General features: G+C 65.5%; 18 protein-coding genes. 3 read left to right on the top strand and 15 right to left on the bottom strand.

All coding sequences use genetic code 11. The features are described 5' to 3' along the window. Positions 1-110 precede the first annotated feature (110 nt). From ACQ4WY_RS00555 to ACQ4WY_RS00535, 5 genes are all read right to left on the bottom strand, one after another. Positions 111-305: a hypothetical protein gene (locus ACQ4WY_RS00555; RefSeq protein WP_436502353.1), complete on the bottom strand. Its 195-nt coding sequence runs from the start codon at positions 303-305 to the stop codon at positions 111-113. A 105-nt stretch (positions 306-410) separates the two neighbouring features. After that, positions 411-1,877, bottom strand: coding sequence for an aminotransferase-like domain-containing protein (locus tag ACQ4WY_RS00550; protein WP_436502352.1), 1,467 nt, complete (start codon positions 1,875-1,877; stop codon positions 411-413). 10 nt (positions 1,878-1,887) lie between these two features. Continuing rightward, positions 1,888-2,472: a LysE family translocator gene (locus tag ACQ4WY_RS00545; protein ID WP_436502351.1), complete on the bottom strand. Its 585-nt coding sequence runs from the start codon at positions 2,470-2,472 to the stop codon at positions 1,888-1,890. A 273-nt stretch (positions 2,473-2,745) separates the two neighbouring features. Further along, on the bottom strand, positions 2,746-3,216 hold the full coding sequence (locus ACQ4WY_RS00540; protein WP_436502350.1) for a MepB family protein: 471 nt from the start codon (positions 3,214-3,216) through the stop codon (positions 2,746-2,748). Next, positions 3,213-3,461, bottom strand: a complete 249-nt coding sequence (locus ACQ4WY_RS00535; RefSeq protein WP_436502349.1) for a hypothetical protein — start codon at positions 3,459-3,461, stop codon at positions 3,213-3,215. The genes ACQ4WY_RS00540 and ACQ4WY_RS00535 overlap by 4 nt, the downstream gene beginning before the upstream one ends. Positions 3,462-3,544: 83 nt before the next feature. Between ACQ4WY_RS00535 and ACQ4WY_RS00530 the strand changes: the two genes are divergently transcribed. After that, positions 3,545-3,907 carry a TfoX/Sxy family protein gene (locus ACQ4WY_RS00530; RefSeq protein ID WP_353657283.1) on the top strand — a complete coding sequence of 121 codons (363 nt, stop codon included), beginning with the start codon at positions 3,545-3,547 and terminating at the stop codon, positions 3,905-3,907. Here ACQ4WY_RS00530 and ACQ4WY_RS00525 read toward each other — a convergent pair. From ACQ4WY_RS00525 to ACQ4WY_RS00495, 7 genes are all read right to left on the bottom strand, one after another. Continuing rightward, complete coding sequence (locus ACQ4WY_RS00525; RefSeq protein WP_353657284.1) at positions 3,896-4,900, bottom strand: 2-hydroxyacid dehydrogenase; 1,005 nt, start codon at positions 4,898-4,900, stop codon at positions 3,896-3,898. The two genes, ACQ4WY_RS00530 and ACQ4WY_RS00525, sit on opposite strands and share 12 nt — an antisense overlap. 87 nt (positions 4,901-4,987) lie before the next feature. Beyond that, the gene (locus ACQ4WY_RS00520; RefSeq protein WP_436502348.1) at positions 4,988-6,178 is read right to left on the bottom strand and encodes a hypothetical protein; all 1,191 of its coding nucleotides are present in this window, start codon (positions 6,176-6,178) and stop codon (positions 4,988-4,990) included. A gap of 44 nt (positions 6,179-6,222) precedes the next feature. Continuing rightward, positions 6,223-7,413 carry a hypothetical protein gene (locus ACQ4WY_RS00515; RefSeq protein WP_436502347.1) on the bottom strand — a complete coding sequence of 397 codons (1,191 nt, stop codon included), beginning with the start codon at positions 7,411-7,413 and terminating at the stop codon, positions 6,223-6,225. A 2-nt stretch (positions 7,414-7,415) separates the two neighbouring features. Further along, positions 7,416-8,978 carry an MBOAT family O-acyltransferase gene (locus ACQ4WY_RS00510; RefSeq protein ID WP_436502346.1) on the bottom strand — a complete coding sequence of 521 codons (1,563 nt, stop codon included), beginning with the start codon at positions 8,976-8,978 and terminating at the stop codon, positions 7,416-7,418. Next, a complete protein-coding gene (locus ACQ4WY_RS00505; RefSeq protein WP_436502345.1) occupies positions 8,968-10,041 on the bottom strand; it encodes a glycosyltransferase family 4 protein in 1,074 nt (357 codons plus the stop codon). Before ACQ4WY_RS00505 ends, ACQ4WY_RS00510 begins: the two co-directional genes overlap by 11 nt. Before the next feature lie 37 nt (positions 10,042-10,078). Next, positions 10,079-11,557 carry a lipopolysaccharide biosynthesis protein gene (locus ACQ4WY_RS00500; RefSeq protein WP_436502344.1) on the bottom strand — a complete coding sequence of 493 codons (1,479 nt, stop codon included), beginning with the start codon at positions 11,555-11,557 and terminating at the stop codon, positions 10,079-10,081. Positions 11,558-11,572: 15 nt separating this feature from the next. Beyond that, positions 11,573-13,657, bottom strand: coding sequence for a glycosyltransferase (locus ACQ4WY_RS00495; protein WP_436502343.1), 2,085 nt, complete (start codon positions 13,655-13,657; stop codon positions 11,573-11,575). A 153-nt stretch (positions 13,658-13,810) separates the two neighbouring features. On the opposite strand from ACQ4WY_RS00495, the gene ACQ4WY_RS00490 reads away from it, so the two are divergent. Further along, positions 13,811-15,109 (top strand): putative O-glycosylation ligase, exosortase A system-associated, encoded by a 1,299-nt coding sequence (locus ACQ4WY_RS00490; protein WP_436502342.1) that lies wholly within the window; start codon positions 13,811-13,813, stop codon positions 15,107-15,109. Further along, on the top strand, positions 15,106-16,041 hold the full coding sequence (locus ACQ4WY_RS00485) for a polysaccharide deacetylase family protein (RefSeq protein WP_436502341.1): 936 nt from the start codon (positions 15,106-15,108) through the stop codon (positions 16,039-16,041). The genes ACQ4WY_RS00490 and ACQ4WY_RS00485 overlap by 4 nt, the downstream gene beginning before the upstream one ends. Here the strand turns inward: ACQ4WY_RS00485 and ACQ4WY_RS00480 are convergent. From ACQ4WY_RS00480 to ACQ4WY_RS00470, 3 genes are read right to left on the bottom strand one after another with little or no spacing between them, the layout of a single operon-like run. After that, positions 15,950-17,920, bottom strand: coding sequence for an asparagine synthetase B family protein (locus ACQ4WY_RS00480; RefSeq protein ID WP_436502340.1), 1,971 nt, complete (start codon positions 17,918-17,920; stop codon positions 15,950-15,952). The two genes, ACQ4WY_RS00485 and ACQ4WY_RS00480, sit on opposite strands and share 92 nt — an antisense overlap. After that, positions 17,917-19,173 (bottom strand): pyridoxal-dependent decarboxylase, exosortase A system-associated, encoded by a 1,257-nt coding sequence (locus tag ACQ4WY_RS00475; RefSeq protein ID WP_436502339.1) that lies wholly within the window; start codon positions 19,171-19,173, stop codon positions 17,917-17,919. The genes ACQ4WY_RS00480 and ACQ4WY_RS00475 overlap by 4 nt, the downstream gene beginning before the upstream one ends. Next, complete coding sequence (locus ACQ4WY_RS00470; protein ID WP_436502338.1) at positions 19,170-20,768, bottom strand: acyl-CoA ligase (AMP-forming), exosortase A system-associated; 1,599 nt, start codon at positions 20,766-20,768, stop codon at positions 19,170-19,172. Before ACQ4WY_RS00470 ends, ACQ4WY_RS00475 begins: the two co-directional genes overlap by 4 nt. Between the last annotated feature and the right edge of the window lie 22 nt (positions 20,769-20,790).

The raw sequence follows: 20,790 nt of genomic DNA, 5'->3' as shown, positions 1-20,790 counted from the left end.
GCTTACCGCGAGGCCAGCTGGCCGCGATTCATCGCTGGAATCGCGCTGCCATCTTAATGCTCGCGCCATGGCTTGGTACGTCCGTTTTCGCCCCATAGCGGAAATTCGCCCTATTCTTTTCCTGTGCGAGCGCTATTTTCCAGCTTCTGCGCCATTGCCTTGATTCCGCGCGAATAAGCCAGCCGAATTTTTGAGCCGACGGCGGCATCAGCTCCGGCGTTGATAAGCTGGCTTTCAAGCGCCTTCATTGATTTTTCGAATGACTTTCTTCCTTCGGTGTGTTGATCTACGGTAACGGAGCTCATGTGCATCACCTTGTTTGTCAGTGGTAATGCATAGGTGAGCCGCCTCGGACGGAATGCTTCGCGCTGTCACGATGAAGTGCAAAGGAAGGCGGGCGCGGCCAATACTCAGGACTTGCCCTCGATGCTGGCGGCGCCGCTGGCGCGGGCCAGGCTTGAGCGCGCGCCAGCCACTGCGCGCAGGCGTTCTTCAAGGTAGGCGCTCACGCGCGGATGCTGGCTGAAGGCGACGTTAAAGCGGATGTGCTGGTTGGGCATGTCGTTGGCCGAGAACGCAGCGCCGCGCATCATCAGGATCTTGTTGCGGTAGGCGTCCTGCACCAGCAAGTCCACATCCAGTCCTTCGGGCATGCTGCCCCACAGGAAAATTCCTGCGTCGCCGGGCTGTTCGAACAGCACGCCGGCCGCGCTCAATTGCCGCGTGCTGGCGTTGCGCGCCAGCATGATCTTGCGTTGCAGCCGCTCCAGGTGCTTGCGCAGGTTGCCGGCCTTGAGCACTTCCAGCAGAACGTATTCATTCAGCGCAGGCAAAGTCATGATGGCGTGGATCTTGGTTCGCATCAGCAGCTTGAGCAGGGCGGGCGCCGCGGCCAGATAGCCCATGCGCAGGGCCGGACTCAGCGCCTTGCACAGGCTGGAGTAATAGATCACGCCGTCCAGTCCGGACAGCGATGCCAGCCGCATGCTGTGGCCCGGCTGGAAATGGCCGTGCACATCGTCTTCGGCGATCAGAAAGCCATACTGCTGCGCCATGATCAGCACCTTGTGCAGATTGGTGGCGCTGCTGCTCCACCCGGTGGGATTGTGCAAAGCCGTCTGCATGAACAGCAGGCGCGGACGGTGCACGCGGCAGGCGGCTTCCAGTTCGTCCAGGTCGAGGCCATCGGGACGGCGCTTGATGGGTACCAGGCGCACGCCGTCCTGGCGCAGCCTGCCGAACATCAGGAAGTATCCGGGGTCTTCCACCAGCACCGTATCGCCGGGCTGCAGAAACGTGCGGCAGATCAGATCGATTGCATGGGTGCCGCCGAAAGTGGTGAGGATGTGGCTGGCGTCCGCAGCGATGCCGATGCCGCGCAACAGCAGCGCGATCTGCTCGCGCAGTTCGGCCAGCCCTTGCGGCGGACAGCGCGAGGCCATACCGGCCGCGCTACGCGCCAGGCCACGTTGCACGGCGGCCGCCGGCAGCGCGTCCTGCAGCCAAGTGGGCGGCAAGGCGCCGCTGCTGGCCAGCAGCACGCCCGGCCGCTGGTCGTTCACTTGCTGGCTCAGCCAAACCGGCTCTTGCTCCTGGCCCGCTTCCAGCGCCACCTCGTCGGGAATGACGCGGCTGGCGTCAGTTGGTGCGCAGACGAAGAAGCCCGCCGTGCCGTGCGTATCGATGACGCCTGCGGCCACCAGCCTGTCATAAGCCACCACCACGGTGTTGGTGCTCACCGCGAGCTGCGTGGCGAGCTGGCGGATCGACGGCAGCCTGGTCCCGCCAGGCAGGACGCGTTGCGCGATCTGCTGACGCAATGCTGCCTCGATTTGCTTGAACAGGGCGATGGGTGAGGAGCGGTCGATGGCGAACATGGGTGGAAGTCTAGCGTAAAAACGTCACGGCGAGGACCAGCAGGATGGCACCCATCGCCAAATTGAATATGCGCTGGTTGCGCGGCGCTTTCAGCACACTGCGGATCGAGACGCCGAACAGCGCCCACATGGCGTTGCACGGCATGCCCACCACGGTGCCGATCACGGACACCAACAGCGCGCTGGCGAGCATATTGCTCTGCGAAGGCATGAAGACCGACGCCATGGTGATCGCCTTGAGCCAGCTTTTGGGATTCAGCGCCTGAAACAGCGCCGCCTGCGCAAACGACACGGCCTTCGGTGCGCTGGTTCCCGCCACCGAGGCGCCCGCAAGCTTCCAGGCCAAAAACATCAGGTACAGCGCGCCCGCGATCCGCAGTACCTGCTGCACCATCGGGTATGCGACGAACACGCTGCCCAGCCCCACGCACATGAGCATGGTCTGCACAAAGATGCCGACCTGGATGCCGAGGATAACCGGCAGCGCACCGCGATAGCCAAAATTGGCGCCGGTGGTGGCCAGCATGACGTTGTTCGGACCGGGCGTGGCGGACATTACAAAACAATAGCTCATCAGGGGTAGGAGTTCGGTCATGGTATGCAGTCGCAGCGTGGAGAAGCCCCCAGTCTAAAAGCGCGGCACGGCAGGGACAAGGCACAAGGCGCCGCGTACAAGCACATGCTGTATCAGTCGAACGACTGCTACAGCGGCGATACAGGTCGCCCCGCCCGGACAGACTCCAGGGGCCGAGAGTCGATTTCGACTCGTCATTTGCTATGGTTTCATTCATTTATGTGTGGAACGTACCTGCTGGACAGTCTGCTACTGGCGTAAAGCCCAGATAAATTCAAAGGCAAAAGGGAATAATTACTCCCTGAACATCTGTTCCAGCCTTGGCTGATCCCCCGCCGCCACAAAACACCCCGCCTGCCAGCGCTGCGTGCGCAAGGCCTGGACAGATTGGGGCGCGCACCACGGCGGATACACGCGCAGCGCGCGTTTGCCGCCTTGGCCGGCGCGCGACATCACGCCCCGTTCCAGCAGCACGCTGCGCGAAAAAATGAAAAAGCCGTGCTGCACGCCGTCGTCGTCGTCGGCCACGGCGATGATGACGACATCGACGGGGTCCGTTTCGTCCAGCGGGGCGATGTCGGCATCGGGATGGGGGCGCTTCCAGACGGTGACGAACTGGCCGGTTTTCGTCGGCGTGGTTTTCGCCACGCGCAAGACCAGGCGCTTGCCATGTAATTCAGCACGGCAGGCGCCGTACTCCGCGCTTTCCGCTTCCGGCGCAGGGGCTTGCGGCAAGCCTAGGAAAGCCCACGGACTGGCCTTCATTGGGCGCTGAACTCGGCTGCGGCCTTGGCCGCCCACAGCGCTTCGGCGTGGCTGGCGAACGGGCTGTCATAGCCGTCGACGGTGCCATCCTCGTCGACAAAATACAGCCACCAGCCGTCGGCCTGTTCGCGGATGGCCGTGTGGCCCGGTGCGCAATGGGTTTCGATGGGGTCGCCGGCGGCCAGGGTGGCGATGCGGATGCCGCGGTGAATAATATGCTCGGGTGTCATGGGAAAAGAAGTCATGCGAAAAAATCAATGGCCGTAGTGTAGCCTTGCCAGCGAATCCTGGCCAGTGCGCTACACTGTTCTTTCAAACGGAGGACGACATGGCATCACAGCAAGGCACGGTGGATTTTTTGCTCGACCAGATGGCGGGCGCGGGCAGCGTCAGCGCGAAAAAAATGTTCGGCGAGTATGGCCTGTATTGCGACGGCAAGATGTTCGCCATCGTCGCCGACGACCAGCTCTTCATCAAGCCCACGGACGCGGGCCGCGCCTGGATCAGCGCACAAGGCACGCTGCAGGAAGCGCCGCCCTACCCGCAAGCCAAGCCGTATTTCCTCATCGATGGCGGGCTGTGGGACGAGCGCGACTGGCTGGGCCAGTTGGCGCGGCGCACGGCCGATGCCTTGCCGCTGCCGAAACCCAAGCCGCCGCCCAAGCCTAAAAAACCGGCGTCAGCTGCTTAGTACGCTGTTTTCGCATACCTTGCCCTGCAGGAAACACGCCAGGTTGTGATACGTGATGGCGGCGATCTCGCGCAGCGCTTCGATGGTAAAGAAACCCTGGTGGCCCGTCACCAGCACGTTGGGGAACGTCATCAATCGCTGGAAGATATCGTCGTCGATGATGTCGGACGAGCGGTCCTGGAAGAACAGATTGCTTTCCTGCTCATACACGTCGATGGCAAGGGAACCCAGCTGGCGCGATTTGAGCGCCTCGATGACGGCGCCCGTGTCGATCAGGCCGCCGCGCGACGTGTTCACCAGCATGGCGCCCTTCTTCATCAGCGGCAAGGTTGCTTCGCTGATCATGTGGCGCGTACTGTCCATCAAGGGGCAATGCAGGGAAACGATGTCGGATTCGGCCAGCAGCTGCGGCAGCTCCACCATCGTGCCCAGCTCTGCGAACGCAGGCGCCGGATACGGGTCGTGGCCCAGCACCGTGCAGCCGAAGCCCTTGAAAATGCGCGCCGTGGCCAGGCCGATCTTGCCCGTGCCGACGATACCCACCGTCTTGCCGTGCAAGGTGGCGCCCAGCAAGCCGTCGAGCGAGAAATTGCCTTCGCGCACGCGGGCATACGCGCGGTGCGTATGGCGATTCAGGGTTTGCACGAGGGCCAAAGTGTATTCGGCCACGGCTTCCGGCGAGTAGGCGGGCACGCGGGCGACGAACAGGCCCAGGCGCTTGGCCGCTTCCAGGTCGAGGTTGTTGTAGCCGGCGCAGCGCAGCAGGATGGCGCGCACGCCGTAGCCGTGCAGCGATTCCAGCACTGGCGCGTCGAGCACGTCGTTGACGAAGACGCAGACGGCCTGTGCGCCTTGCGCCAGCACCACGGTTTCCTGGCTCAGCAAGGCGCTGTGATAGACCAGTTCGATGCCGGCGGCGTCGGGCTGGGACGGCAAGGCTTCATCGAAGAAACGGCGGTCATAGGGCTGACTGGCAAAGAAGGCGATTTTCATGGGGTGTCCTGGAACTTGCTGGATGGCAAAACATCATCATAGCGCAAGCGCCCTGCCCCACGCTATACGCCTGGCACCGATAGCCCCCTATTCGGGTTCGCGCGGCAAGGTCAGCACGTGGCGCAGATACGCCGTTTCCTCCGCGTGCTGCGCGTGATAGCGTTCGCGCGCGGCGCGCACGGCCGTCTGGTGGGCCGCGATGCCGTTTTCCGTCAACTCCACGCCGAAGTCCGCCGGCGGCGGTACAGGGCCGCCGAACAGGCGTGCCAGGATGAAGCGCCCCACATTGTCGCGATAGTGCGACGCTTCCCAGTAATAGCGCATCGCGCGCGCCCCCGTCACCTGCGGGATCGCCTCGCTGGTGATGCTGTTGAAACCGGAAAAATCATACAGGCGCACGTTGCAGCCCAGGCGCCGGTAGCGTCCGGCCAGCTGCGCCAAGTCCCGCTGCCATGCTTCCATGGCGCCCCATTTGCCGCGCCAGTACAGGGCGTCGAGCGTGAGCGCGTGCGTGGGATTGATGTACAGGCGCAAGCGCGTGCCGCCCCGGCACAGTTTGCCGACACTGGCATCGAAGGCCTGCAGCGCGGGCGCCGTCGGCCCCAGGCCGTCGCCAAATTCCTGCAGGCGCGGCGTGAAGGCGCGCGCCGTGCCGGTCCAGGTACGGTTGCGGCTGGTAAGGCAGGACTCGTCGCGCTGGCCGTGCAAGGCCAGGCTGGACAGGCACACGCCGTCATAGCTGCCGCTGAGGATGCGCCAGGTGTCGCGCGTCATGTCGACAGTCAGGCCGCGCTTGATATTGAGCAAGGCACGGCGCGCGAAAAACGCGGGGCCGGCGGCCGTCAGGCCCGGCTCCACGCCAGCCGAGCCCAGTTCCAGCGAGAACGAGGGGGCATCGATGCCCCACACCATGGTGTCGACATGGCTGACCCTGGCCGCGTGCTCGGCCAGGCGGATAGCCTCGCCGATCGAGGCGCCGGACACCGCGCTGTTGAACACGCTCTTGCCATCGAACAGGGCGCGCACGCCCGTCGGCAAGCCCATTTCCGTGCGCGAATTGCCGATATACACGACGGCGGGCCGGTAGCGCGCCACGGCATACGTCTTGCCCCACACGCTGAGTTTTTCGGTCGTCGGCCGCAATCGCTGCAGCAGCGGGCTGTCCCACTGGTGCAGCAGATACGGGTCGACGTGGTAATTGACGGCGGAAACGAGGGCCAGCGCGGCCAGCACGCAGGCAAGGAAGATGGCGAGGTAGCGACGGGCAATGGTATCCATGGTCAGCACTGGAAGTAGAGAAATGGCGTATGCGGCGGCTTACATCATCGCCGGATCAGCGGCCCGTCCAGCACCCGCTGCGCATAGGCCGCCTCGCGCGCGTGTTCCACGCGATAGCGGTCGCGCGCGGCGCGCGTGGCGGCCTGGTGGGCATCGATGTTGGCCTGCGTCAGCTCCACGCCGAAATCGGCCGGCGGCGGCGTGCCACCGCCGAACAGGCGCGCCAGGATCAAACGGCCCACATTGTCCCGGTAATGCGACACTTCCCAGTAATAATGCATCTCGGGCTTGCCGCTGACGAGCGGGGTCGCTTCGGTCGTGATGCTGTTAAAACCGGAAAAATCATACAGGCGCACGTCGCAGCCCCGCTGGCGGTGGCGCTCGACGAGCTGCACCAGGCCGCGCTGCCAGGCCTGCATGGCATCCCACTTGCCGCGCCAGTGCAGCGCGTACATCGTCAGCGCGTGCGTGGGGTTGATGTACAGGCGCAGGCGCATGGCGCCCCGGCACAGCTTGCCGATGCTGGCGTCAAGCGCGAGTGTCGAGGGCGGCGTCGGCCCCTGGCCATCGCTGAATTCCTGCAGGCGCACGGGAATGGCGTCCTTTGTTCCCAGCCAGTGCCGCATGCCTTTGAGGGTGCAAGTCTCGTCGCGCTGCCCATACAAGGCCAGGTTGGAGCGGCAGACATCGCCGGCATTGCCGGTGAGGATGCGCACGCTGTCCTCCGTCATGTCCAAGGTCAGGCCACGCTTCAGGTTGACCAGGGCGCGCCGGGCGAAAAAGCCGTGCTCGGCGCCCGTCAGGCTGTCTTCCACGCGCGCCGCCCCCATGTTCAGGGAAAATGTGGGCGCGTCGATGCCCCACACCATGGTCTCGACGCGGCTGACCCTGGCCGCATGCTCGGCCAGGCGGATGGCGTCGCCGATCGAGGCGCCGGACACCGCGCTGTTGAAGACGCTCTTGCCGTCGAACAGGGCGCGCACGCCCGTCGGCAAGCCCATTTCCGTGCGCGAATTGCCGATGTAGATGATGGCCGGCCGGTAGCGCGCCACGGCATAGGTCTTGGCCCAGGCGCCGAGTTTTTCATTCAGCTGGCGCGGGCGCTGCAGCAAGGGGCTGTCCCACTGGTGCAGCAGGTAGGGATCGACCTGGTAATTCATGACCGAGACGGAGCCGAGCACCAGGAAGACGCAGGCGAAGAAGCAGATGAGGTAGCGGCGGCCGGAACTGTCCATGGTCAGAACTGGAAGTAAAGAAATTCGGTGACCCGGTTCATGCCGAAGATGCAGGCGACGAACAGCGCGGCAAAGCCCAGGCTCCAGCGGGACGTGGGGCGCCAGCTGAAGGCCCAACGCCCTGCGGGTTGAAATATTCTTTCAATGGCTGGTTCGTAGAGAAAGAATATTTCTTGCGTGTTCGGCGCCTTGAAAGCCAGCAGCATCGCCGCCAGCAGCGTGGGCAAGCCGGGCCCGGCCAGTTCGATCCAGCGGATGCCGTCGAAGGCGGGCTGCCAGCCCCACTGCGCCAGGCTGGCCGCGTGACTTACCAGGCCGCGCGGCAAGCTCACGCCATTCGCGCCCACCAGCGCGCCCGTGATGTCCCAGGCCGTGGCCACGTCGGGCGCGCGGAAGAAGATCCAGGCCAGCATGACGGCAAGAAAGGTCAATACGCCAGGCCACCAGCGCGCCTGGATCGAGCCGAACGCGCGCTGCCACGCCTGTTGCAGCACCAGGTACAGGCCGTGCAAGCCGCCCCAGATGACAAAGGTCCAGCCGGCGCCATGCCACAGGCCGCCCAGCAGCATGGTCAGCATCAGGTTGCGGTAGCGCATGGCCTCGCCACGGCGGCTGCCGCCCAGGGGAATATATAAATAGTCGCGCAGGAAACGCGACAAGGTCATGTGCCAGCGGCGCCAGAAGTCGGCGATATTGGCCGCCTTGTATGGTGAATTGAAATTCAGCGGCAATTTCACGCCGAACAGGCGCGACAGGCCAATGGCCATGTCGGAATAGCCGGAAAAGTCGAAATACAGCTGGAAGGTGTAGGCAAGTACGCCGATCCAGGCCTCGATCAGGGTCGGCTGGGCGCCGGCCGCGAAGACGGGGATGGCCAGCGGCGACAGGTTGTCGGCGATCAGCACCTTTTTGGCCAGGCCAATCGTAAAAATCGACAGGCCGATGGCGAAATTGGCGGCGCGCGGGTGGGCATTGGCCGGGTCGGCGAACTGCGGCATCATGTCGCGGTGGTGCAGCACGGGGCCGGCGATCAGGTGGGGGAAATAACTGACGAACAGCACGTAATGAATGAAACGGTATTCGCGCACCTCGCCCCGGTAGCAATCGACGAGGAAGGCGATCTGCGTGAAGGTGAAAAACGAGATGCCGATCGGCAGGATGATGTCGAGGCCGTGCCACGGCAGGCTGGCAGTATCGGCACCGGCAGCGATGGCGACGGCGTTCACGCTGTCGATGAAGAAATTCGCATATTTGTAGTAGGCGAGCAAACCCAGGTTCAGCGCCAGGGCCGCCAGCAGTGCGCGCTTGCGGGCCGCGCCCGCGCAGGAGCCGATCAGCCGCCCGGCGCCGTAATTAACGCAGATCGACGCCAGCAGCAGCGGCAGGTAGCGCACGTCCCACCAGGCATAGAAAAACAGCGAGGCGCCGGCCAGCCAAGAGGCGGGTCCCAGGCGGCGCCAGCTGGTAGTGGCGCCGGCGGCGGAGGCCCAGCGGTCCAGCAGAAAATAGCCGGCCAGCACGATGGGCAGATAGGCAAACAGGAAGGCGAAGGAATTAAACAGCATGCTGCCTCCTGGCAGGCAAGGACTGCAGCTGGTAGTAACAATCGGCAATCTGCGCCGCCACCCGTTCCCATGTAAAGCGTTCCACCAGGGCTTGCACACGGCAGCGTTCGGGCTGCAGCGCCAGCAGTTCAAGGATGGCCTGGCGTTGCGCGGCGCCGTCGTCCCAAGCCACCTTGCGCAGCGCGAACGCGGAATCGGGCAAGTCCAGTGCACTTTGCGCCGTCATGACGACGGGCGTGCCGGCCGCCAGCGCTTCGAGCACGCTCAAGGGAAACACTTCGCCCTGGCTGGGCAAGGCCGCCACGGCCGCCGCATGGTAGGCGCTGGCCAGCAGCGGGTCGGCGTGGTCGAGCGCGCCCAGCCAGCTGACGTGCGGCAAGTCCAGCAATTGCTGCAGATACGCTTGCTGTTCGCGCGGCGCGGCGCCGATCAGTACCAGGGGCAAGCCGGCGCCCGCCAGCGCCTGGGCCAGTCCCAGCTGGTTTTTATACGGCGAAATGCTGCCCGTCATCAGCACGAACGGCCCGGCGATACCCGTCTCGCGAAGGAACAAATCGCCATTGGCCGTGAAGAAATGCGGGTTGATCCCATTCGGCAAGACGCGGATGGCGTCGGCCCGCATGCCGAAACCGTGCACGATGGCGTCGCGCTCAGCCTCGCCCAAGGCGATCACCACGTCGGCCAGCTGCAAGGCGCGCCGCGTTTGCGCATAGCTCGTTTGCACCATCCATTCCGTCAGGCGCCCTGCCAGGCGGTCGGCCAGCCGCGCGCGCCAGGCGCTGGCGCGGCCCCAGCCCGGCGACAGCAGCGGCGACAGCACCACGGGCACGCCTTGCTCGCTGGCCATTTCCATGATGCGGTAAGTGCCATTACTCGCCGAAAACACATGCAGCACGTCGAAATCGGCCAGCCGCTCATGGTTGGCGTCGACCAGCTGCACTTCCAGGGCGCGCGCCGCCTGCTGGGGCAGCCGGTTCAGCGCGGCAATGGTTTCGCGCACCTGGATCTGCAAGCCGCCGTCGCGCTGGAACAGCATCGGGTAGGACAAGATACCGACACGCATGGTCATCCTTTCGTGCGTTCGCGCCGATACCAAAGGCTCAGTGCGGTGATTTGACTGCCAGCCAGCGGCCAGCTAGCTTGCGTTGCAATAACAAAAATTCGCCCGCGAGTTCATGCCTCAACAGGAACAGGCCGGCCAGCCAGCACAGCAAGGTGGCCAGCGCCGTGCCCGTCAGCGCCAGCAGCGCCGGTGTCTCCGCAGGCAGCCACAGCAGCGAAGCGATGGGCGCGACGCCACTGAAGCCGCAGAGCAGCAGACTCTTGCGCAAGGCCCGCGCCAAGATGCGCCAGTCCAGTGCACTCAAACGGCGCAGGCTGCCGTAGTTCAGCCAGCTGCGCAGCACGCTGCTGAGCACCACGGCCCAGGCCACCGCCACCAGACCGAACGGCGCCGCGGCCAGCAGCAGCGCCACTTTCAAGCTGCCGGCCCACGCATCGAGCCGTACCTGCGCATGCAACTGGCCCGTCGCCACGAACAGGTAGCGGGCCATGCTGAACATGCTATACACGGCCGAGGACAGGCACATGATGCGGATCAAGGGCACACAGTCCAGCCATTGCGTGCCATACAACACCTTGACCAGGGGCAAAGCCATGCAGGCGAGGAAGAGAAAAAACGGCCAGGCCAGCGCCGTCATGTAGCTGATCGTGCGCAAATACACGAGTTCCGCCCCGCCCTGTCCGCCCTGGCCTCCCCCTTCCCGCGCGCGGACCGCGAACAGGGGAAACACCACGGGCGAGATGGCGCTGGTGATGGCCTGGTTGAAAATATTCAGCACGCTTTGCGCCTTGCCGAACAGGGCCAGGCTTTCAATGCCGATCAGCTTGCCGATGATGAGGTCCGGCGCCGCCACGCCCGCCTCGTCGACGAGACCGCCACCCGTCGCATACGCGCCAAAACGGGCGATGGCGCCCATGCCGCGCCGCCCCGGCAGCCACGGCAGTTCGCCCGGCCGCACCAGCAGGCTTACCAGCAGTGACGCGCAGGAACCGGCCAGCGCCGCCCATACCATGCTCATATAACTGTAGCCATACAGCGCCAGCAGCACTGCCACCAGCAGGTTGACCACGCTATTGGCCGCGTTGATGGCGTAGATGGCGCGAAAGCGCAGCTGCCGGCGCAGCATCGGCAAGGTCAAGGCGCTGAACGGGATCAGAAGGAAATTGATCGCCAGCAAACGCAGCACCAGGGTCAGCCTTGGCTCGCCATAGAAATGCGCGAGCGGCGCGCTGGCCAGCAGCACCAGGCCGGCCAGCAACCAGGCGACGAGCAGGCTGGTAGCCAGCGCGGCGCGCAATTTCACGGCATCGAGCTGCTTTTCCTGGATCAGATATTGCCCCACGCCAAAATCGCGCACCACTTGCGCCAGCGCCACCAGCACGGCGCCCAGCGAATACACGCCTACTTCAGCCGGCGTAAGCAGGCGCGACAGCACCATGGTGGCGATGATGCCCAGCAGCAGCACCGTGTATTTTTCGGCAAACGAAAAGAAAAACGAATGGCGGGTGGCGCTCATGCGGGCCGCCCGCGCCTACACGAGGCCGGCATAGAATTGGCGCAACTGGCGCTCCAGGCGCGGCATCGAATAGCGCTGCACGGTTTCCTCGCGGGCCAGCCGTCCCATGCGCGCGCGCCGGGGCGCATCGGCCAAGAGCTGCGCCACGGCCGCGCAGGCGGCGTGCTCGTCGTCGAGCGGCAGCAGCATGCCGCCTGCGCTATCGTGCAGGATATCGTGGGTGCCCGGCACATCCGTGCCCACGGCCGGCACGCCGCAAGCCATGGCTTCGATGGTGGCGATGCCGAAGCCTTCGTTTTTACTCAGCAGCACATGCAGGTCGAAGGCCGGCATCAGCAGTTCGACGCGCTGCTGGAAGCCGGCAAACACTACGCGATCCTGCAAACCCGATTGTTGCGCCTGCAACCGCAGCGCGGCTTCCAGCGGCCCCGTGCCCACGAGCACTAAATATAAGTTGGGAAACTGCGCGGCCAGGCAGGCAAACAGGGCCAGCAGCGCTTGCGGACGCTTTTGCGCGGAGAGTCGCGCCACGGCCCCCAGTACCAGCGCGTCCGGCGGCAGCCCGAGTTGCCGCCGTGCCTGCACTTTCCGTTCGGGCGAGATGATAAACGTGTCCGTATCGACGCCGTTGGGAATGACGGCCAGCCGCGTTTCCGGCGCCAGCATGTCGCGGTACAGGTCGAGAAAATGCCGCATGGACGAGGCCGACACGGCATACACGCCTTTGACGCTGAGAAACGCTTCCTGCAAGCGGGGCCGCTGCCAGTCGCTGAACGGCTCCAGAGGAAACGCATTGTGCACGCTGATCACGGCCGGCAAACGGCATTGCCGGGCCAGCCACAGGATGGAAGCGCCATAACTGGTCCAGCAAAACGCCACGTGGACGAGGTCAGGCCGCAGCCGCCGCAGCCGCCAAGCGCCCGTCAGCCTGGCGCGCAGCCAATTCCAGCGGCGCCAGGCCCAGTGTTCGAGAAACAAGGGCGGTTCATAGACGCGCACTTGCAGCTGCTGCGCGCGCAAGCCTTGCACCCATAGCCTAAAACCGGGAAAGCGCCGCAGCGCCAGCACGCTGTCATAGCCGTTCGCGCCCAGCATTTTGGCCTCTTGCGCCATGCGCAGCTCCATGCCCCCCAGCTCGCCCGAATAACTGCTGATGACGATGCGCGGCAAGCGTTTGCGCCGTCCCCGCCAGGCTTCATGGAAGAAACCGCGCAGCCAGGCCCGTTCCCACTGGCGCAGGAACAAGTCGGCGTGGTCGCGCCGCAGCCAGGCCCGCACGGCGCCGAGGGAATCGCGCACATATCTGCCCAGCATCCAGCGGGGCACGCCGAGAAACTCCACGCTGGGCGCAAAGGTCGCCAGCCGGCACTGGCCCCGCCCAAACAGCATGGCGCGGCGCAGTATCCAGGCGCGCTGCACTTGCGGGACGCGGATGATGTGCGCCACTCTGGCTTGCGGACAGAACCAGGACGGATTGCCGGCCGCATGCATCTCCAGGTTGAGCCGGGTTTCGCTGCCCATGGCGTAATTGGCCCCCTGCGGGCCGATGCTTTCGTCATAGCGGGCGCCCGCCTCGAAGATGCGTCGGCGAATCGCCATGTTGGCGCCCCACACGAGGCCAGGATAGATGGGGGCTTCGCGCAAATCGGGGCTGGTGATGCCCCACGTCAAGCCAACGGGGGTCAGGCGCAGCAGCCAGTGGGCCGGTTGTTCGCGCCAGGCGGGCACGATGGCGCCGCCGAACAGGGCGTAACCGGGGTGGCTGCGCGCGCTGTCCTGCAAGCGGCACAGCCAGTCGGAAGCCGGCATGGCGTCGTCGTCGCCAAACACGAACAGTTCGCTGCCGTCGCCTCCCTGGCGCAAGGCATGCTCGACGGCCCCGTTCAGAGCGGGGCTGCGGCCGCGCCGCGCCACGTAGACGGAACTCAAGGGCAAGCGGCCGCGGAAGGCGGCGATCACCTGGGCGGTGGCGTCCGTGCTGCCATTGTCGGCGATGAGCAGGCGCCAGCCGCCCACGGGCGCACGCAGTCCCATGTAGGCGCGCAATACCTGGGGCAAAGTGCCGGCGCCATTGTAGGTCGCCATGAGAACGGTCAACAAGGACATGCCTCCTTGGTCTTACCATGACAAAACGATGTAAAGACTCAACAACGTGCTGGACAGTGTTGAACCAGTGTACTGAGCCTGCCCGCCAGCCCGTTGACAGGCATCAAGACCTTGCCAAGCCGGGCAAAAACCAGGAGCGTCCCCTTCATGCGCGACATACTGATTACCATCATCATCCTGGGTTCACTGCCCTTCATCCTGAAGTCGCCAGCCATCGGCGGCCTGATGTGGGTCTGGGTCAGCGTGATGAATCCGCACACGCAAGCCTGGGGCTTTGCCACCCACTTGCCGTTCGCCTTCATCATCGCCATCGCCACCATGCTCAGCCTGCTCATGACGCGCGAGCCGAAAAGCTTGCCGCTCACGCCCGTCAGCTTGCTGCTGCTGCTGTTTGTCGTGTGGATGAATGTCACGGCCCCGTTCGCCCTGCTGCCGGAATCGTCGTGGGTGCAGTGGAACAAGGTCATGAAGATCATGCTGATGAGCTTTGTCATCATGATGGTGATACGCACGCGGCGCGACATCGTGCGCCTCGTGTGGGTGCTGGTGGGCTCGATCGGCTATTACGGCGTGAAAGGCGGCATCTTCACCATCCGCAGCGGCGGCACGGAGCGGGTCTGGGGACCGGAAGATACGTTTATTGGGGATAACAATTCCTTGGCCCTGGCCCTGATCATTACCATCCCCCTCATGTATTATTTGCAGCAAAACACGGACAAGCGCTGGGTGCGCCATGGCTTGTCCGCGGCGATGCTGCTGTCAGCCCTGGCCGCGCTGGGTTCGTATTCGCGCGGCGGGCTGCTGGCCATTGCCGCCATGGGCCTGTTCATGTGGCTGAAAAGCGACCGCAAGCTGGTGCTGGGCGCGCTGCTCGGTGCGGTCGCGCCGCTGCTGCTGGCCTTTATGCCCGAGCGCTGGGCCGAGCGCATGGACACCATCAACACGTATCAGGACGATGTTTCCGCCATGGGCCGCGTGAATGCCTGGCGCATGGCGTGGAACCTGGCGCGCGACCGTTTTCCTGGCGGCGGCTTCGACGTTTCCGACGCCGCCATCTTTGCCCGCTATGCGCCGAACCCGATGGATGTGCATGCGGCGCACAGCATTTATTTCCAGGCGCTGGGCGAACACGGCTTTGTCGGCTTGCTGATTTACCTGGCGCTCGGCATCGCCACCTGGCGCTCGGCGGCCGCCATCATCCGCCGCACGCGGGGCAAGCCGGAACTGCGCTGGGCGCACGGCCTGGCCACCATGAGCCAGGCCAGCTTGATCGGCTTTGCCGTGGGCGGCGCCTTCCTCAGCCTGCTATACTTCGACATGCCGTATTACCTGATGGCCGCCCTGATCGCCACGCGCATCGTTGTCGAGCAGCAGGCGCCCACCCTCACCCCCACCTCTACATCGCGTCAGGCCAGACCCCGGGCCGCCATCGCGGAGCAGCCATGACGGCCACCTTGTCCATCTTGATCTACCACCGCGTGCTGGCGCGGCCAGACCCCCTGTTTCCCGGCGAAGTCGATGCGGCCCTGTTCGAGCGACAGTTGCGCCTTTTGAAACGTTTCTATACGCCGCTGCCGCTGAATGATGCCGTGCAGCGGCTGCAGGATGGCAGCCTGCCGCCGCGCGCCGCCTGCATCACCTTTGACGACGGCTACGCAGACAATGCGCAAGTGGCCCTGCCGCTGCTGCAGCGCCACGGCTTGCACGCCACGTTTTTTATCGCCACGGGCTACCTGGATGGCGGACAGATGTGGAACGACACGGTGATCGACGCCGTGCGCCAGGCGTCCGATCCCGTGCTGGACTTGCGCGAACACGAGCTGGGGACCTTCCCCGTCGCCAGCCTGGCGCAGCGGCAGGCGGCCATCGCCACCTTGCTGGGCCAGCTCAAATACCTGCCGTTCGCCCGGCGCCAGCAGCTGGCCATGCAGATCCGCCGCCATGCGGGCGCCACGGCGGGCCCGCCAGCCATGCTGAGCACGGCGCAACTGCGCCAGTTACATGCGGCCGGCATGGCCCTAGGCGCACACACGGCCAGCCATCCGATTTTGTCCACCTTGCCGGACCACGCCGCGCGGCTGGACATCGCCAATGGCAAGCGCCAGCTGGAAGCGCTGGTACAGACACCCGTCACCCTGTTTGCTTACCCCAACGGCAAGGCCGGACGCGACTATGGCGCGCCGCACGTGGCAATGGTCAACAGCCTGGGATTCAAGGCGGCCGTGGCGACGGACTGGGGCGTGGCGCGCCCCGGCGCGGGACTCGACCTGCTGCAACTGCCCCGCTTTACGCCGTGGGATCGAGGACGCCTGGCGTTTCTGTGGCGCATGCGGCAAAACCGCCGGCAAGCGCACCCAGCGCGCCCGGATGCTGGCTGAGCCACTGTTCCAGCATCAGCAGCAGCCACACCATGGTGCCGTGATAGGCCGGATGTTCCGCCAGCAAGCGCCCTTGCAGATCGTCGATGAAGGCAGGCCGCACGATGCCGCGCCCGCGCAGTTGCGTCAGATTGTCAAACGCAAATTCGCGCAGCGGCGCGTGGCTGTGCAACCACTGGCCGAAGGGCAAGCCGAAGCCATGCTTTTTCTTGCGCACGATGGCCGGTGGCAGGATTTCCGCCAGCGCCCGCTTGAAGAAGGGCCGCAATTGCCTGCCGTCGAGCTTGTCCCGCGGCGCCAGGCGCGCAGCAAACGCCACCATCGCGTCGTGCAGGAAGGGAAACGCCGCTTCCACGCCAGCCAGCTCGCAGGCCTTGCGCACCTTGAACAGGTCGTTGTCGGCCAGGGTAAAGCGCATGTCCAGCGCCAGCAGCTCATTGATCTGGCTCAAGCCCTGGCCTTGCCGTTCCCAATAGGCGCCATTCACGCAGCCGGGCGCCATGCCGGGGGCTATGGTATCGATGAAACCCGCTTCCAGCACCGTGCTGTGGCCATGGCGCAGCAGCAGATTGTAGCTGTCGAGGCGGGCCGGCAGCGGCAAGCTCGCTTGCTCGATGTAGCGGCGCGCCTTGTCGCCCAGCCGCCACGGCTTGCCCCTTTGCTGGCGGAAGAGCAGCGGCTCGATGATGGCCTGGCGCAACATGACGGGCAAGCGCTCGTACTGCGACAGCAAGGCCTGGTGCGCATAGCGCTCATTGCCACCAAATAATTCATCGCCGCCGTCGCCGCCCAGGAGGCGCTTCACGCCATCCTCGCGCGCCATCTGCGCGCAATAAAAGGCGGGAATGGCCGAGGCATTGCCGAAAGGCTGGTCGAAAATGGCCGCCATGGCGGGAATCGCGGCCAGCACGTCATTTGGTGTCACGTAGCGCTCGTGGTGGATGCTGCCCGCATGGCTGGCGGCCAGGCGCGCATACGCCATTTCGTCATAACCAGGCGCATCAAAGCCGATGGAATACGTGCGCGCGGGCCGGCCCGTCACCTGCCCCATGATGGCGGCCAGGGTGGAACTGTCCGTGCCGCCGCTGAGAAACGCGCCCGTGTCCGCGCCATCCGCCCCCAGGCTGCTTTCCACGGCCTGGCGCAGCAAACGCAGGAATTCCTGCTTGTTGCTGGCAAAGCTGGCCCGCGTGCGCGCCGCTGCCGGCTCCTGGAAGGTCAGCTGCCAGTAGCGGCCCTTGCATTGCTTGCCGCCCCGCACATGCAGGTATTCGCCGGGCAGCAAGCGCTGCTGGCCCAGGTAAGCCGTGGCCGGGCCAGGCACCATGTGGAAGAACAGGTAGTGATACAGTGCTTGCGGATCGAGCGCGCCCCGCACGGACGGATGGGCCAGCATGGCATCCATCGAGGAGGCAAAGAACAGGCCTTGCGCATTGCTCGCATAGCTGAGCGGATGCATGCCGGTGCGGTCCACGGCCAGCAGGGCCGAGCCGGAAAAGGCGTCGAGGATGGCCAAAGAGAATGGCCCGGACAGGCTGGCGCAGGCGGCCACGCCCCGGCTCAGCCACAGGGAAGCGAGGCGGCACGCCACATCGTCGGCCGAACCGTCGAGCATGGGCCGGCCCCAGATGGCCACTTGCAAGCCATCCTGCTGATACACATGGCGGCTGCCGTCGATGGCGGCCACAGCCACGCCGCCCACGTCGCTCAAGCTGGCGGCCAGGGGCGCGCTATCGAAACGCGACAAGGGCGCGGCCATGCTTGCCAGCGCGGTCTGCGCGGCGCTATCGGCTGCAGGGCCACTGTGCGCGGCGGCAAGGCCGGAAGCCCCGCCCGCCGCCCCGCCAGGCGCCGCCAGCCAACCGCACAGGCCGCTCATACGAGCACCTCGGCCGGCAGCGGATGGCCAAGAAAGGCCGTCGGGCTGGCCGTCAAGCCATACGCGCCCGACTGGAACACCGCCACCAGGTCGCCCTCCTCGGCGCGCGCCATTTCCATCTGGTCGGCCAACAAGTCCAGCGGCGTGCACAACGGCCCCACGACGGACGCCACTTCGCGCGCCCCGCCGTTCAGCCGGTTGCCGATGGCGACCGGGTAATTCTTGCGGATCAGCTGGCCGAAATTGCCCGAGGCCGCCAAGTGATGGTGCAAGCCCCCGTCCGTCACCAGAAAGACCTGTCCATGCGAGACCTTACGTTCGAGCACCTTGCATACATACACGCCCGCCTCGGCCACCAGATAGCGGCCCAGCTCCAGGTTCAGGCGCGTGCCGGGCGCCGCCTGTGCCAGGATGGCGAGCTGCCGCTGCAAGCCTGCCGCCACGGGCGCCAGGTCGAGTGCCTGGTCGCCAGGAAAATACGGCACGCCAAAGCCGCCGCCGATATTCAAGGTGCGCATGGGCGACGGCGCGCTGTCGGCCAATTGCAGGGCCAGCTGCACGCTGAGCGCCTGCGCTTCGGCCAGGGCCGTCGCCGACAGGCTTTGCGAGCCTGCATACAGGTGAAAGCCGTGAAAATCCAGCCCCAGCTGGCCGATGCGGCCCAGCAACGCCGGCACCAGGGCCGCATCGACGCCAAACGGCTGCGCGCCGCCGCCCATGCGCATGCCCGTGCGGCGCAAGGCGAAGTCGGGATTGACGCGCACGGCCACCCTGGCCATCACGCCCAGCCGTTCACTGGCCAGCGCCAACCGTTCCAGCTGGGCGCCGGATTCCACGTTGACCAGCACACCAGCGGCCACGGCCCGCGCCAGTTCGCCATCGCTCTTGCCCGGCCCCGCGAAACTGATGCGTTCCGGCGCCATGGGCGTATCGAGTGCGGTGGCCAGTTCGCCGCCCGACGCCACGTCGATGCCATCGACCAGGCCCGCCAGCCACTGCACCACGGCCGGCATCGGGTTGGCCTTCATGGCGTAATGCACGTGCACGCCAGCGGGCAAGGCGGCGCGCAGTTCGGCCATGCGGCGCGTGATGTGCGCCCGTTCATACGCATAAAACGGCGTGCTGCCCACCCTCTGCGCCAGCTGGCGCAAGGGCACGCCGCCGACCTGCAGCATGTCGTTTTCCACGACGAACTGGCGTAGAGGTGGGTGCGACGGCAATTCCGTGCTGTTCGAGCGGATCAAGTCCTTCATGCCGCATCTCCTGATTTGACCGCATACGCGCGCGCCAGTTCCCTGGCCAGCAAGGGGCGATCGATCTTGCCGTTCGGATTGCGCGGCAGCACGCCGTCGCGGATCTCCACCCACTGCGGCACCATATAGCTGGGCAGGCGCGCGCGGCAGACGGCCAGCACGCTGTCGCGCACTAATTCCACCCCAGGCGCAGGCGTGACGAGCAAGGCGATGGCCTGGCCCAGCACGGCATGGGGCAGGCCCAGCGCCGCAGCCTCGCCCACCAGCCCGCTCGCATACGCGACTTCCTCCACCTCGGCAGGGCTGACCCGGTAACCGGACGTCTTGATCATGTCATCGCTGCGCCCCACGAAATACAGATAGCCGTCCGCATCGCGGCGCACCGTGTCGCCCGACCAGACGGCCAGTTCCGGCAGCACCAGGCCGCTTGCCTGCGGCGGCAGTGGCTTGAAGCGCTCGGCCGTGCGCGCCGCATCGTTCCAGTAACCGAGCGCCACCAGCGCGCCACGGTGCACCAGCTCGCCCGGCTCGTCGGCGTCACACATGCTGCCGTCCGGACGCAGCACCAGCACTTCCGCGTTGGGGATCGCCTGCCCGATGGAATCCGGGCGCCGTTCCAGCTGTTCTGGCGCCAGATAGGTGGAGCGGAACGCTTCCGTCAAGCCATACATCAGATAAACCTGCGTGCGCGGCAGCAACTGGCGCAGCCGGTCGAGGGTGGCTCGCTGCATCACGCCGCCCGAATTGGTGATGTAGCGCAAAGGCGTGGACAAGGGCCAGCTCAGCTGCGAAAGCTGCACCCACAGGGGTGGCACGGCGGCCAGGCCCGTGATGGCTTCCTGCTCGACGGCTTCGACGATATCGCGCAGCAGCAGATAATTCATCAGCACGGCGCAGGCGCCACTGGCAAACGCCGTCGTCAGCTGGCTCAAGCCATAATCAAAGCTGAGCGGCAAGACGCACAGAATCCGGTCTTGCGGCGTGTTGCGCAGGTAGCCCGACACGCTGAGCGCGCCCGCCAGCATGTTCCTGTGCGACAGCACCACGCCTTTCGGCCGCCCCGTGCTGCCCGAGGTATACAAGATGGCAGCCATGTCCGTGTCGATCGCCGCGTGCCATAGGGGTGCGGGCGCGCCAGCGGCGGGCATGGCGTTCCACGGCAACAAACGCACCTTGCCCAGGCTCGCGTCCGCATCCCCCTCGCCCGTCAGCAGCACCGTCTGCAAGTCCGGGCAGGCGGCCAGCGCGGGGCCCAGCTGCGCCAGGCGCTCGCGCGACGTGACGAGGATGGCCACGTTGCAATCGGCCAGGATGTACGCCACCTGGTCCGGCCTGAGCAGCGGATTGACGGGCACGAACACGCCGCCAGCGGCGGCCGCACCAAACATGGCGCTGACGTTTTCCGGGCGTTTTTCCAGGTACACGGCCACGCGCGCGCCACGCTGCAAGCCCAGGGTCAGCAAGGTGCTGGCTGCCTCGCGCACGGACTGCGCCAGCGCGCAATAGCTCAATTGCTCGCCCTGCCATGACAAGGCAGGCGCCTGGGGCGCGCGCTGCGCCGATTCAAAGATCAGATCGTGTATCAGTGTCGCCATCGTTTCGTCCCCGGGTTGCCAT

Source organism: Janthinobacterium salmonicoloratum (genome assembly GCF_051380845.1).
Taxonomy (GTDB): Bacteria; Pseudomonadota; Gammaproteobacteria; order Burkholderiales; family Burkholderiaceae_D; genus Janthinobacterium; species Janthinobacterium lividum_F.
The sequence above is the reverse complement of the archived record's forward strand: the minus strand, read 5'-3'. Positions and strand labels throughout refer to the sequence as shown.